This window comes from Tabrizicola sp. (genome assembly GCF_041911175.1).
GTDB lineage: Bacteria > Pseudomonadota > Alphaproteobacteria > Rhodobacterales > Rhodobacteraceae > Tabrizicola.
Genome location: NZ_JAYRPN010000005.1, coordinates 1 through 12,592, shown reverse-complemented (window position 1 = coordinate 12,592; position 12,592 = coordinate 1). Strand labels below are relative to the sequence as shown.

Genomic DNA, 12,592 nt, shown 5'->3' with positions numbered 1-12,592 from the left:
CGGACCGCAACCGCAGCGCATTTTCCGAACCCGTTGATTTAACAGCATAAAGCTTTTCGCGCCCACCCTTGACCCTGCGCCCCCCGCCCCTTAGTTTCCGCGCAATTTGCCAAATGGAGAGTCGAAATGCCCGCCCCGCGCGATGCGACCGCCTGCCTCGCCCTTGCCGATGGCACGCTCTTCTACGGCAAGGGCTTTGGCGCCACCGGCGAAACCGTCGCCGAACTCGTGTTCAACACCGCGATGACCGGCTATCAGGAGATCATGACCGACCCGTCCTATGCGGGCCAGGTCGTGACCTTCACCTTCCCGCATATCGGCAACACCGGCATCACGGCGGAGGATGACGAGACCGCCACCCCCGCCGCCGCCGGGATGGTGGTGAAATGGGACCCGACCGAGCCCTCGAACTGGCGCGCGACCGGCGAGCTGACCCAATGGCTGACCAGGATCGGCCGCATCGGCATCGGCGGGATCGACACCCGGCGCTTGACCCGGGCGATCCGCCAGCAGGGCGCGCCGCATGTGGCCTTGGCGCATGACCCCGAGGGCCGCTTCGACATCGAGAAGCTGGTCGCCAAGGCGCGGGCGTGGCGCGGCCTCGTCGGACTCGACCTGGCGAAGGACGTGACCTGCGCGCAAAGCTACCGCTGGGACGAGAAACGCTGGGCCTGGCCCGAGGGCTACACCCGCCGCGAGGGGCCGGGCCTGCGCGTCGTCGCCGTGGACTATGGCGCGAAACGCAACATCCTGCGCTGCCTCGCCTCGGTCGGCTGCGAAGTCACCGTGCTGCCCGCCACCGCCACCGCCGAGGACGTGCTGGCGCTGAACCCCGAGGGCGTGTTCCTGTCGAACGGCCCCGGCGATCCGGCGGCGACCGGCGACTATGCCGTGCCGATGATCCGGGGCGTGCTGGCGAGGGATATCCCCCTCTTCGGCATCTGCCTTGGGCATCAGATGCTGGCGCTCGCGCTTGGCGCGCAGACCCGCAAGATGAACCACGGCCACCACGGGGCGAACCACCCGGTGAAGGACCTGACCACCGGCAAGGTCGAGATCACCTCGATGAACCACGGCTTTACCGTGGACGCCGATACCCTGCCGAAAGGGGTCAGCGAGACGCATGTGAGCCTCTTCGACGGCACCAACTGCGGCATCGCGGTCGACGGCAAGCCGGTCTATTCGGTGCAGTACCACCCCGAGGCCTCGCCCGGGCCGCAGGACAGCTTCTACCTGTTCGAACGTTTCGCCGCCGCGATGAAATCGCGCCGCGCCGCCTGACGGCGTTAACCACCCGTTAACCCCCCGCGCGCAAGGTTGTGTGCGGAAGGGGAACGGGCATGGGTGCCGCCGAACGGATCAGGGTCGAACGGCCACCGGCAGCGGAGCGGGGTCCACGCCGCAGCTTCGCGGTCGGCGCGTCGCTCTTGCGCGAAGGTGTCGTCGCGCCCGACGAGATGCTGTCGGCCCTCTCGCAGAACGGGCGCGAATCGGGGCGCCTGCCCGACGTGCTGCGCGCCCGTGGTCTGGTGGTGGAGCGCGACCTGCTCGGCGTCGATGCCCGGAACTGGGGCCTTCGCCTCGTCGACCTCGACGCGGCCCTGCCCGATCCCCGGCTGATCGACGCCGTCGGCGTGCAGGACTGCCTGCGCCACGGTCTCGTCCCCTGGCAGAAGGTGGGCGATGTCACCATCGTCGCCACCTCCCGGCCCGAGGAATTCCGCCGCCTCCGGCCCATGCTCGAGTCGCGGCTTGGCCCGGTGGCGGCGGGCATCGCCTCCTCCCGCGCGATCCTGTCGGCGATCCATGCCCGGCGCGGTGACCTGCTGGCCCGCGCGGCGGAAAACCGGGTGGCCGGGCCTGAGAGCTGCCGCAACTGGCCGCGCCTGCACCAGTCCCCCCTTGCAATGGCGGCGCTGGCCGCCACCTTCGCCGCACTGCTGATCGCGCCGCTGGCGACCGGCCTTGCCGCACTTTGCTTCGCCGTCTTCTCGCTGGCCTGCATCGTGCTGCTGAAACTCGCCGCCACCATCGCCGCCCTGCGCACAGCCTTGCCTGGCCCCGACCCCGCCAGCGACGCGATCCCGCCCGTCGTCTCGGTCATCGTCGCGCTCTATCGTGAGGCCGACATCGCCCCACGCCTGATCCGCCGCCTCGCGCGGCTCGATTATCCGGCGGAACTCCTCGACGTGATCCTGGCCGTCGAGGCCGAGGATCACGTCACCCTCGACGCGCTGGCCAATGCCGAACTGCCACCCTGGATGCGGGTCGTCGTCGTCCCGGAAGGCCAGGTCAAGACCAAGCCGCGCGCGCTGAATCACGCGCTCGACCATGCCCGTGGCGCCATCGTCGGGGTCTACGACGCCGAAGACGCGCCAGAGCCCGACCAGTTGCAGCGCGTCGTCGCCCGTTTTCAACGGTCCGGCCCCGAGGTCGCCTGCCTGCAGGGCGTGCTCGACTATTACAACCCGCGCACCAACTGGCTCAGCCGCTGTTTCACCATCGAATATGCCGGCTGGTTCCGCCTGGTCCTGCCCGGCCTCGCCCGCCTTGGTCTGGTGGTTCCCCTTGGCGGCACCACGCTTTTCTTCCGCCGCGACGTGCTGGACCGGCTTGGGGCATGGGACGCGCACAACGTGACCGAGGACGCCGATCTCGGCATCCGCCTTGCGCGCCACGGCTACCGGACGGAACTGATCGACACCGTCACCTTCGAGGAAGCAAACTGCCGCCCGCTGCCCTGGATCAAGCAGCGCTCGCGCTGGATCAAGGGCTACATCATGACCTGGGCCGTCCATATGCGGCAGCCGCGCCGGTTGTGGCAACAGCTCGGGCCGAAGGGCTTCTTCGGCTTCCAGGCCCTCTTCCTCGGCAGCATCGCGCAATTCCTGCTGGCGCCGCTCTTGTGGTCCTTCCTGTTGATCCCCTTCGGCTTCGACCATCCGCTCTACGCCGCCCTGCCCGCCCCAGCCCTCTGGACCATGACCGCCATCTTCCTCCTGTCCGAGTTCGCCAACATCTTCATCGGCGTGCTCGGCCTCGGCCGCACCCGGCACCGGCTGAGCTTTCTCTGGGTGCTGACCTTGAAGGTCTACTATCCCCTCGCCTCGCTCGCCGCCTACAAGGGCCTGCTGGAACTGGCGACCCGGCCCTTCTACTGGGACAAGACCACCCACGGGATTTTCGATGATGGACTGCAGGGCGGGCAAACCGTCCACCTGCCCCCTCCAGCCTCGATTCGCCTGACCGCATAGCGCAGGCCCGTCTCCATGCGCGTGAAGACGCGGGGAAGGTCGGAGAAAGACCGAAAAACCGGGCCGGATGGGCCGGACCCGCAAGGTTGGAACGCCTGTGGACAAACGGACAGCGCTACCGCGTCCGCAACTCCCCTGCATCGACCCGAAGCCGCGTCTCGAACGCCTGACTGATATGCGACTTCAGCGCGAGATAAGCCGCCTCGCCATCCCCCGCCTCGATGGCGGCCACGATACGGCCATGTTCGTCCAGCGCCACCTCGTCCCGCCCCTCGGCGGCAAAGGAAGTGTTCGCCATCAGGGCCATGCTGCGATGCACGAGGTCCAGCTGCTGCACCAGGAAACGGTTGTGGCTGGCCAGGTGGATCTGCTTGTGGAACCGCTTGTTCGCGCGGGACAGCGCCTTGGGATCGCCGCCCAGAAGCGCCCGGTCGTCGGCCACCATGCTCTTCAGCACCCGCACTTCCTCGGGCGTCGCATGCCGGGCCGCCAGCCGCGCGGCAAGGCCCTCCAGCTCGGTCCTGACCGTGTAAAGCTCGGCCAGCTGGTTGTGGTCCAGGGACGCCACGATCAGGCTCCGCCCGTCCCGGGTCAGCATCGCCTGGGTCTCAAGCCGTTGCAGGGCCTCGCGCACCGGCGTGCGGCTGACCCCCAGCCGCTCGGCCAGCTCGCTTTCCACCAGCCGGTCGCCGGGCTTGTAGACTCCGGCCTCGATCGCTTCCATCAGCAGCGTATAGGCGTCTTTCTGCACCATTGGCCCCTTCCCTTGCGGCGCGGACCCTAACGCGCGCCGCCCCTCGCGATCAACCCTTCCCAACGCCGCAGCCCCGGACTAAACCCGTTGCCATGCCGAAACAGGATTTCTCCCACGTCACCACCTGGGTCTTCGACCTCGACAACACGCTCTACCCGCCGCACATGCGGCTCTTCGACCAGATCGAGGTGCGGATGACCGACTGGGTGATGCAGGCCCTCAAGGTCGACCGCGCCCGCGCCGACCACCTGCGCGCCTATTACTGGGCGACCTATGGCACCACGCTTGCGGGCCTGATGCGCGAACACGGCATCGACCCCGGCCCCTATCTGAATGAAGTCCACGACATCGACTTCAGCGTCCTCGCGCCCGATCCCGCCCTTGCCCGCAGCATCGCGGCGCTTCCCGGCCGCAAGATCATCTACACCAACGCCTGCGCGCCCTATGCCGAGAAAGTCCTTTCCGCACGGGGACTTGCAGGCCTTTTCGACGCGATCTACGGGGTCGAGCACGCCGCGTTCCACCCCAAGCCCGACGCCCAGGCCTTCGCAACCGTCTTCGCCAGGGACGGCCTCGACCCCACCCGTGGCGCGATGTTCGAGGACGACAGCCGCAACCTCGCCGTCCCGCACCAGCTTGGGATGAAGACCGTCCACGTCGCCCCCGCACCCGAGCCCGCGGACCACATCCACCACCACACCACCGACCTCGCCGCCTTCCTCGCCCGCCTCACGGGGTGACACTGCGCCGCATCGCCCCCGCGCGCCGCGGCCTTAAATGACCGCCATCCGCCACCATGAGGACGCCGCCATGACCGCCATCCCGCTTTCCACCCCCAGAAGCCTCGCCCGCGAGACGGAACGCAGGGTCGAGACGGTCTACGCCCTGCTCGCGATCTTCCTCGCCGCCGTCATCCTGGCCGTGGTGATCTGGGGCCTGCCCGCCCTGGTGCTGACCGCGGTGGCGCTGGTGCCGGTGGTCTTCTTCCTTTTCTTCGCGGTCTCGCGGCCCTGAGGCGTCCTGACCACTGGCCGCCCGCCGGGGTCGGGCCTATGCTGGCTGCCCGGAGGCCCGACATGCGCGAAACCACCGACATCCTGATCTCCGGCGGCGGCGTCGCCGGGCTGACCGCAGCCGCAGCACTGGGTTCGGCCGGGTTCCGGGTGATCTGCGTCGACCCCGCGCCTCCGGTGACCGAAGCCGGGGCCGAGGGCGCCGACCTGCGCACCACCGCCTTCCTGCAACCCTCGATCCCGGTCCTGGAAGCCGCCGGACTCTGGTCGCGCCTCGAACCCCACGCCGCCGCACTCCAGGTGATGCGGATCATCGACGCGGGCGGCGAAGCGCCGGAAGCGCGGCTCACCAAGGATTTCGACGCCTCCGACATCTCGGATGCGCCCTTCGGCTGGAACCTGCCGAACTGGCTTCTGCGCCGCGAGATGGTCGCCCGGATCGCCGACCTGCCGAACGTCAGCTTCCGGCCCGGCATCGGCTTCGCCCGGATGCTGGCGCGTGACTCCGAGGCGCTGGTGACGCTGACCGACGGCAGCCAGATCGCGGCAAAACTGGTGATCGGTGCCGATGGCCGCAATTCCCCGGTCCGCGAAGCCCTTGGCATTGCAGCGAAAACCACCCGCTATGGCCAGAAGGCCCTGGCTTTCGCGGTGGCGCATGACCTGCCCCACCAGAACGTCTCGACCGAGGTCCACCGCAAGGGCGGCCCCTTCACCCTTGTCCCCCTGCCCGACCGTGACGGCAGGCCCGCCTCGGCCGTGGTCTGGATGGAGACGGGACCAGAGATCACCCGCCTGGCGGCCCTGCCCGTGCCCGGGTTCGAGGCCGAGATGACCGCCCGCTCCTCCGGCATTCTCGGGCCGCTGACGCTGCTGACCCGCCGCTCGGTCTGGCCGATCGTCAGCCAGATCGCCGACCGGATGTCCGGCCCCCGTACGGTGCTGATCGCCGAAGCCGCGCATGTCGTGCCGCCCATCGGCGCGCAGGGGCTGAACATGTCGCTGGCCGATCTCGCTGCGCTGCTGGATCTGGCCGAACGCCATCGGGACGATCCCGGGTGCCGCGACGTGACCGACAGCTTCCACCGCGCCCGCCACCCGGAGGTGCAGGCCCGCGTCACCGGGATCGACTTCCTGAACCGTGCCTCGATGGCCGGAACGCCGATGCTGCGCGACCTGCGGGCCCGGGCGCTCGACGTGCTCTATTCCGTCAGACCAGTGCGACGGGTGCTGATGCGCGCGGGCCTCGGACTGCGGGCGGGTGACCCAAGGGCAAGCCGAACCTGAATTCAGGTGCATTTTTGCACAGAAATGTTGCGGCGGCTGACCGGGCCGTGAACGCCTTGCAATATGTGATCGATGCAGCCGCCGATCCTTCGAAAAACCGGCGGGATTCCGCCCTTCCGCCGCACAAGACGCACGACAGATTACACTCGCGCGAGCGGGCGCGAGCAAGCCGTGATTTCACTTTTTACGGTCGAATGCCGATCTCTGCTTCACCGCCCCAGACAGGACGGCGAAACAAAACCAAAGGAATCCAAAATGAAACACCTCATCCTTGCATCGGCTCTGCTTGCTGCCTCGGCCTTCGGCGCTGCCGCCCAGGACGCCTCGATCGCCCTCTCGTCGGTCGTCCAGACCAAGATCCTGGAACTGGCTCCCGGCGCGGACCTGACCAACCTGACCGCTGCGCAATACGCCCGCCTCACCCAGGTCGTCACGAACCCCGACAACCTGAAGCCGAGCAACGACCCGAAGGGTCAGATCGAAACGATCATTGGCGCGCAGTGATCAGCCGTACTTCCGCAAAAACGCACAGGTCGGGTACTCCCTCCGGCCTGTGCCTATAACACCGCCTCGACGGCCTTGCGAAGCCGCGCGACGGTGCCCTCCACATCCTTCAGCTTGTCCAGCCCGAAGAGCCCCAGCCGGAAGGTCCTGAACTCCGGCCCCTCGCCTACCTGCAACGGCACCCCGGCGGCGATCTGCAGGCCCTCGGCCCGGAATTTCGCGCCGGTCTGCACCTCGGGGTCGCTGGTGTAGCTGACCACCACCCCCGGCGCCTGGAAGCCTTCGGCGGCGACCGAGGCCACCCCCTTCGCCGCGAGCATCCCCCGAACCGCGCCGCCAAGCGCCCATTGCGCCGCCTTCGCCGCCTCGAAGCCCATCGCCTTCGTCTCGACCATCGCATCGCGGAAGCCCAGGATCGCATCGGTCGGCATGGTGGCGTGATAGGCATGGCCGCCCTTCTCATAGGCCTCCATGATCGCGCGCCACTTTTTCAGGTCCAGCGCGAAGCTGTTCGACGTGGTCTCCGCCAGCCGCGCCTCTGCCGAGGGCGACATGACCACCACCCCCGCCGAAGGCGAGGCCGACCAGCCCTTCTGCGGGGCGCTGATCAGCACGTCGACGCCAAGCGCGCCCATGTCGACCCAGACGCAGCCCGACGCGATGCAGTCCAGCACCATCAGCGCGCCCACCTCATGCGCCGCCGCCGCCATCTCGGCGACATAACCGTCGGGCAGGATGATCCCCGACGAGGTCTCGACATGCGGGGCGAAGACCGCGTCCGGCTTCACCTCGCGGATCTTCGCGACCACCTCCTCGATCGGCGGCGGCGCGTAAGGCGCGCGCGCATCGTTCCCCGCCTGCCGCGCCATCACCACCGTCGTTTCCGCCGCGAAGCCGCTCGCCTCGAAGATCTGCGTCCAGCGGTAGCTGAACCAGCCGTTCCTGACGATCAGCGCCCGGCCGGTGCCGAACTGCCGCGCGACCGCCTCCATCGCATAGGTCCCGCCCCCCGGCACCAGCGCCACCGCGCTGCCCTTGTAAACCTCTTTCAACATCCCCGAGACATCGCGCATCACCTGCTGGAACCGCGCCGACATGTGGTTGAGCGAGCGGTCGGTGAAGACGACCGAAAATTCCTCCAACCCCTCGGGGTCGATATGGGCGTGCAGTCCGGGCATGGGCAACTCCTCTCAATTCCGCCCCCACCCTAATGCATTTGCTCCTTGCACAAATACTCAAATCCGACAGCGACCGTCGCGCGCCGCGTCAGGACCGTCCCAGGCTCCGCCGCTCGAAACTAGCCCAAGGGCCCAGGCCTGCGTTCCTCGGTCAGCAGCACGTTGGCCTCGACGTTGCCGACGCCCGGCAGGGTCATGATCCGGCGCCGGAGCACCCGCTCGAAATCCGCCAGGTCGCGCGCCACCACCCGCAGGCGATAGTCGAAGAGGCCCAGCACATGCTGCACCACCTGCACTTCCGGGATCGCCTGCACCGCGCGCTCGAAATCCTCCAGGGAGACGCGGCCCTTGGTCGCCAGCTTCACCCCCAGGAAGACCGTGACGCCAAAGCCCAGCTTCTCGCGGTCGACCTCCACCGCCAGCCCCTTCAGCACCCCCGCCACGGTCAACCGCCGGACCCGCCGCCAGGCCGCAGGTTGCGAGAGCCCCAGCCGACGCCCCAGCTCGCCCGCCGAAAGCGTGCCGTCCGCGACCAGCGCCCGCAGGATGGCGCGGTCGATGTCGTCCAGGTCGATCACAGCGGCAGCCCCCCCGTCGCCTTGATGGTGGAAACCAGCATCAAGGCCTCGACCTCGGCGATATGCGGCAGGGTCAGGATGCGGTCACGGTAGATGCCGGTCCAATGCCCCATGTCGCGCGCGATCACGTTCAGCCGCACGTCGACCCGGCCAAGGAAGGTCTCGATGAAGGTCACCTCCGGCACCTCGCGCGCCGCCAGGATGAACTCGTCGAAGGCGCGCGGGTTGGTCTTGTCCAGCGTGAAGCGCAGCGAGACCTCCACGGCATAGCCCAAGGCCCGCCAGTCGATCACCGCCCCCTCGCTGCGGATCACCCCCGCCTCGCGCAGGCGGTCCAGCCGCCGCCACAGCGTCGCCGCCGTCACCCCCGCCCGTTCCGCCAGCGCAGCGCGCTCCAGCCCCGGCTCGGCCAGCCAGTGCCGCAGGATGCGCCGGTCGGTATCGTCGATGTGCATGGATTATTCACGAACAGCCAATCAGAAGAATGATGTTTCGCACACTCAGGCAGGATCGTCAAAGATTGCACGGTCCATGACCGGAAAATCCCTATTGTCCCCCCATCAACACCAAGGAGGACGCCAAATGCGCGTTTACTACGACCGCGACTGCGATGTGAACCTGATCAAGGACAAGAAGGTCGCCATCCTCGGCTATGGCTCCCAAGGCCATGCCCACGCGCTGAACCTGCGCGATTCGGGGGCGAAGAACGTCGTCGTGGCGCTGCGTCCGGGCTCGCCCTCGGCCAAGAAGGCCGAAGCCGAAGGCCTGAAGGTCATGGGCATCGCCGAGGCCGCCAAATGGTGCGACCTGATCATGTTCACGATGCCGGACGAGCTGCAGGCCGCGACCTACAAGCAATATGTCCACGACAACCTGCGCGAAGGCGCCGCCATCGCCTTCGCCCACGGGCTGAACGTCCATTTCGGCCTGATCGAGCCGAAACCCGGCGTCGACGTCATCATGATGGCCCCGAAAGGCCCCGGCCACACCGTGCGCGGCGAATACACCAAGGGCGGCGGCGTGCCCTGCCTCGTGGCCGTCCACCAGGACGCGACCGGCAAGGCGATGGAAATCGGCCTCAGCTACTGTTCGGCCATCGGCGGCGGGCGTTCCGGCATCATCGAGACCAACTTCCGCCAGGAATGCGAAACCGACCTCTTCGGCGAACAGGCCGTGCTCTGCGGCGGGCTTGTCGAACTGATCCGCATGGGCTTCGAGACCCTGGTCGAGGCGGGCTATGAGCCTGAGATGGCCTATTTCGAGTGCCTCCATGAAGTGAAGCTGATCGTGGACCTGATCTACGAAGGCGGCATCGCCAACATGAACTACTCGATCTCGAACACCGCCGAGTATGGCGAATACGTCTCGGGCCCGCGCATCCTGCCCTATGACGAGACCAAGGCGCGGATGAAGGCGGTGCTGCGCGACATCCAGACCGGCAAGTTCGTGCGCGACTTCATGCAGGAAAACGCCGTCGGCCAGCCCTTCTTCAAGGCGACCCGCCGGATCAACGACGAACACCAGATCGAGAAGGTGGGCGAGAAGCTGCGGGCGATGATGCCCTGGATCTCCAAGGGCAAGATGGTCGACAAGAGCCGCAACTGAGACCGCGACACCGCCGAGGGCCGGGCTCGTCCCGGCCCTTTCGGCCCCTCACGCCGCCTGTTCCACCGCCGCGACGATCCCGTCCACGACCTCGGTCAGAAGCCCCTCGTCCTCGCATTCCGCCATCACCCGGATCAGCGGCTCGGTGCCCGACTTGCGGATCAGCAGACGGCCCGTACCGTTCAGCCGCGCCTCGGCGTCGGCGATCACTTTCCGGACATTCTCGGCCGAAAGCGGCTCCTGCCCCGCGGCATACCTTACATTCTTCAACATCTGGGGCACCGTCTCGAACTGGCGCACCAGCTCGGAGGCGCGTCGGCTTGTCTCGGCCATCGCGGCGAGGAACTGCAAGCCGGCGATCAGCCCGTCGCCGGTGGTGGCATAGTCGGTCATGACGATATGGCCCGACTGTTCGCCGCCGAGGTTGAAACCGCCCTCGCGCATCCGTTCCACCACATAGCGGTCGCCCACCGCCGTCCGCTCGAGCCGGAGCCCGCGGCCTTGCAGGAACCGTTCGAGCCCGAGGTTCGACATCACCGTGGCGACGAGTGCATCACCGCTCAGCCGCCCCTCCTCGGCCCAGCGGGCGGCGAAAAGCGCCATGATCTGGTCGCCGTCGGCGGCGACACCGGTCTCGTCGAGGATCATCACCCTGTCGGCGTCGCCGTCGAGCGCGATGCCGAGGTCGGCGCCGTGCGCCACCACCGTCTCGGCTGCGGTGCGCAGATGGGTGGAACCGCACAGCTCGTTGATGTTGTGGCCGTCGGGGGAGACGCCGACCGGGATCACCTCGGCGCCCAGTTCCCACAGCACCTCGGGGGCCGCGCGGTAGGCGGCGCCGTTGGCGCAGTCGATCACCACCTTGAGCCCGGAGAGCTTGCCGCGGGCGGGGAAGGTCGTCTTGGCATATTCGACATAGCGGCCGCGGCCGTCGTCGATCCGCTTCGCGCGGCCGATGTTCTGCGGCCGGGCCAGCGCGATCTCACCGGCGAGGATGCGCTCGATCTCGGCCTCGGCATCGTCCGAAAGCTTGAATCCGTCGGGGCCGAAGAACTTGATGCCGTTGTCGTGGGCATGGTTGTGGCTGGCCGAGATCATGATGCCGAGGTCGGCGCGCATCGAGCGGGTGAGGTAGCCGACGGCGGGCGTCGGCACCGGACCGAGCAGCAGCACGTTCATCCCCGTGGAGGTCAGCCCGGCGGTCAGCGCGTTTTCCAGCATGTAGCCCGAAAGCCTCGTATCCTTGCCGATGACGACGCGGTGGCCGTTGCGCCGGTCGGTGCGGAAGTAGCGTCCCGCGGCCGCGCCGAGCCTGAGCGCGATTTCCGCGGTCATCGGGTGATGGTTGGCGGTGCCGCGCACGCCGTCGGTGCCGAAAAGCTTCCTGCTCATGGTTCTTCTCCGAACGTCACCGCCTGCCAGAGGCGGAGCGCCTGTTTGGTTTCGACAATATCATGGACACGGTGGATCTGCACCCCTTGTGCCGTCCCCGCCAGCGTGACCGCGACGGTGCCGGGGCCGCGCAGATCGGCCCGTGTCGCCGCAGCGCCGCCGCCGTAGGTGCCGATGAAGCGCTTGCGCGAGGCGCCGAGAAGCACCGGCACCCCCAGCCCGTGAAAGAGCGAGAGCCCGCGGATCAGCGCAAGGTTGTGCGCCGCGGTCTTGCCGAAGCCGATCCCGGGGTCGATGACGATGCGGTCGCGGGCGATGCCCATCGCCTCGGCCGCGGCGATGCGCTCGCTCAGCCAGTCGTAGACGTCGAGCAGCACGTCATCGTAGCGCGGATCGTCCTGCATCGTCGCCGGCGTGCCCCGCGCGTGCATCAGGCAGACCGGCATGTCGCGCCCGGCCACCAGCGCGCCCAGCGCCGGGTCGTAGGTCAGCGCCGCCACGTCGTTCACCATTGACGCTCCGGCGTCGAGCGCCGCGCGCGCGACCGCGGCCTTGCGGGTGTCGATCGAGACCGGCAGGGCAAGCCCGCCCGCGCAGAGCGCGGCGATCAGCGGCGCAGTGCGGGCGATCTCCTCCGCCTCAGTGACGTCGGCGGCCCCAGGCCGAGTGCTCTCGCCGCCGATGTCGAGCAGGTCGGCGCCGGCACCGGCCATCGCCGTGGCATGGGCCAGGGCGGTGTCCCGGCCAAGGAACCGCCCGCCGTCGGAGAAACTGTCGGGCGTCACGTTGAGGATGCCCATCAGCCGCGGGCGGTCGAGCGCGAGCCCGGCAAGCGGCGGGCGCGGCGCGGTGAGCCGCGCGCACACCGGGTCGGGCAGGTCGGCGGCGGCGACGAGCCCGCGGGAGCCGGCGCGGGTCAGGTGCTCGGCCCGGTCGAACCAGCACCAGCCGCCGGCCAACGGCAGGGCGCCGGGCGTGCGGGCGGCATCGGTCATGGCGATGGGGCGGAAATAGTCCATGCCGGCCT

13 protein-coding genes are annotated in these 12,592 nt (G+C 68.4%); 7 read left to right on the top strand and 6 right to left on the bottom strand.

Translation table 11 applies throughout. The features are described from left to right. Positions 1-126: 126 nt before the first annotated feature. Entirely contained in the window at positions 127-1,281 is a 1,155-nt protein-coding gene (gene carA, locus ACE3P6_RS00350) for a glutamine-hydrolyzing carbamoyl-phosphate synthase small subunit (RefSeq protein WP_374390957.1), read from the top strand. 59 nt (positions 1,282-1,340) lie between these two features. Beyond that, on the top strand, positions 1,341-3,254 hold the full coding sequence (locus ACE3P6_RS00345) for a glycosyltransferase (RefSeq protein WP_374390955.1): 1,914 nt from the start codon (positions 1,341-1,343) through the stop codon (positions 3,252-3,254). Between the two features lie 115 nt (positions 3,255-3,369). On the opposite strand, the gene ACE3P6_RS00340 is transcribed toward ACE3P6_RS00345, so the two are convergent. Next, on the bottom strand, positions 3,370-4,005 hold the full coding sequence (locus ACE3P6_RS00340; protein ID WP_374391058.1) for a GntR family transcriptional regulator: 636 nt from the start codon (positions 4,003-4,005) through the stop codon (positions 3,370-3,372). A 95-nt stretch (positions 4,006-4,100) separates the two neighbouring features. Between ACE3P6_RS00340 and ACE3P6_RS00335 the strand changes: the two genes are divergently transcribed. The 4 genes from ACE3P6_RS00335 (at position 4,101) to ACE3P6_RS00320 (ending at position 6,812) form a co-directional block, all read left to right on the top strand. Further along, positions 4,101-4,748 (top strand): pyrimidine 5'-nucleotidase, encoded by a 648-nt coding sequence (locus ACE3P6_RS00335; protein WP_374390953.1) that lies wholly within the window; start codon positions 4,101-4,103, stop codon positions 4,746-4,748. Positions 4,749-4,785: 37 nt separating this feature from the next. Further along, complete coding sequence (locus ACE3P6_RS00330) at positions 4,786-5,022, top strand: hypothetical protein (protein ID WP_374390951.1); 237 nt, start codon at positions 4,786-4,788, stop codon at positions 5,020-5,022. Between the two features lie 62 nt (positions 5,023-5,084). After that, positions 5,085-6,308 carry a UbiH/UbiF family hydroxylase gene (locus tag ACE3P6_RS00325; protein ID WP_374390949.1) on the top strand — a complete coding sequence of 408 codons (1,224 nt, stop codon included), beginning with the start codon at positions 5,085-5,087 and terminating at the stop codon, positions 6,306-6,308. A gap of 255 nt (positions 6,309-6,563) precedes the next feature. Continuing rightward, the gene (locus ACE3P6_RS00320; protein ID WP_374390947.1) at positions 6,564-6,812 is read left to right on the top strand and encodes a hypothetical protein; all 249 of its coding nucleotides are present in this window, start codon (positions 6,564-6,566) and stop codon (positions 6,810-6,812) included. A gap of 53 nt (positions 6,813-6,865) precedes the next feature. Here ACE3P6_RS00320 and ACE3P6_RS00315 read toward each other — a convergent pair whose 3' ends face one another. The 3 genes from ACE3P6_RS00315 to ACE3P6_RS00305 form a co-directional block, all read right to left on the bottom strand. Beyond that, a complete protein-coding gene (locus tag ACE3P6_RS00315; RefSeq protein WP_374390945.1) occupies positions 6,866-7,990 on the bottom strand; it encodes an aminotransferase class V-fold PLP-dependent enzyme in 1,125 nt (374 codons plus the stop codon). 119 nt (positions 7,991-8,109) lie between these two features. Then, the gene (locus tag ACE3P6_RS00310; protein ID WP_374390943.1) at positions 8,110-8,568 is read right to left on the bottom strand and encodes an Lrp/AsnC family transcriptional regulator; all 459 of its coding nucleotides are present in this window, start codon (positions 8,566-8,568) and stop codon (positions 8,110-8,112) included. Next, on the bottom strand, positions 8,565-9,023 hold the full coding sequence (locus ACE3P6_RS00305; protein WP_374390941.1) for an Lrp/AsnC family transcriptional regulator: 459 nt from the start codon (positions 9,021-9,023) through the stop codon (positions 8,565-8,567). The genes ACE3P6_RS00310 and ACE3P6_RS00305 overlap by 4 nt, the downstream gene beginning before the upstream one ends. 127 nt (positions 9,024-9,150) lie before the next feature. Between ACE3P6_RS00305 and ilvC the strand changes: the two genes are divergently transcribed. After that, entirely contained in the window at positions 9,151-10,173 is a 1,023-nt protein-coding gene (ilvC, locus tag ACE3P6_RS00300; RefSeq protein ID WP_374390940.1) for a ketol-acid reductoisomerase, read from the top strand. Positions 10,174-10,221: 48 nt separating this feature from the next. Here ilvC and glmM read toward each other — a convergent pair whose 3' ends face one another. Both glmM and folP read right to left on the bottom strand, forming a co-directional pair. Continuing rightward, positions 10,222-11,565: a phosphoglucosamine mutase gene (gene glmM, locus ACE3P6_RS00295; RefSeq protein ID WP_374390938.1), complete on the bottom strand. Its 1,344-nt coding sequence runs from the start codon at positions 11,563-11,565 to the stop codon at positions 10,222-10,224. Next, positions 11,562-12,584: a dihydropteroate synthase gene (gene folP, locus ACE3P6_RS00290; protein WP_374391057.1), complete on the bottom strand. Its 1,023-nt coding sequence runs from the start codon at positions 12,582-12,584 to the stop codon at positions 11,562-11,564. The genes glmM and folP overlap by 4 nt, the downstream gene beginning before the upstream one ends. Positions 12,585-12,592 lie beyond the last annotated feature (8 nt).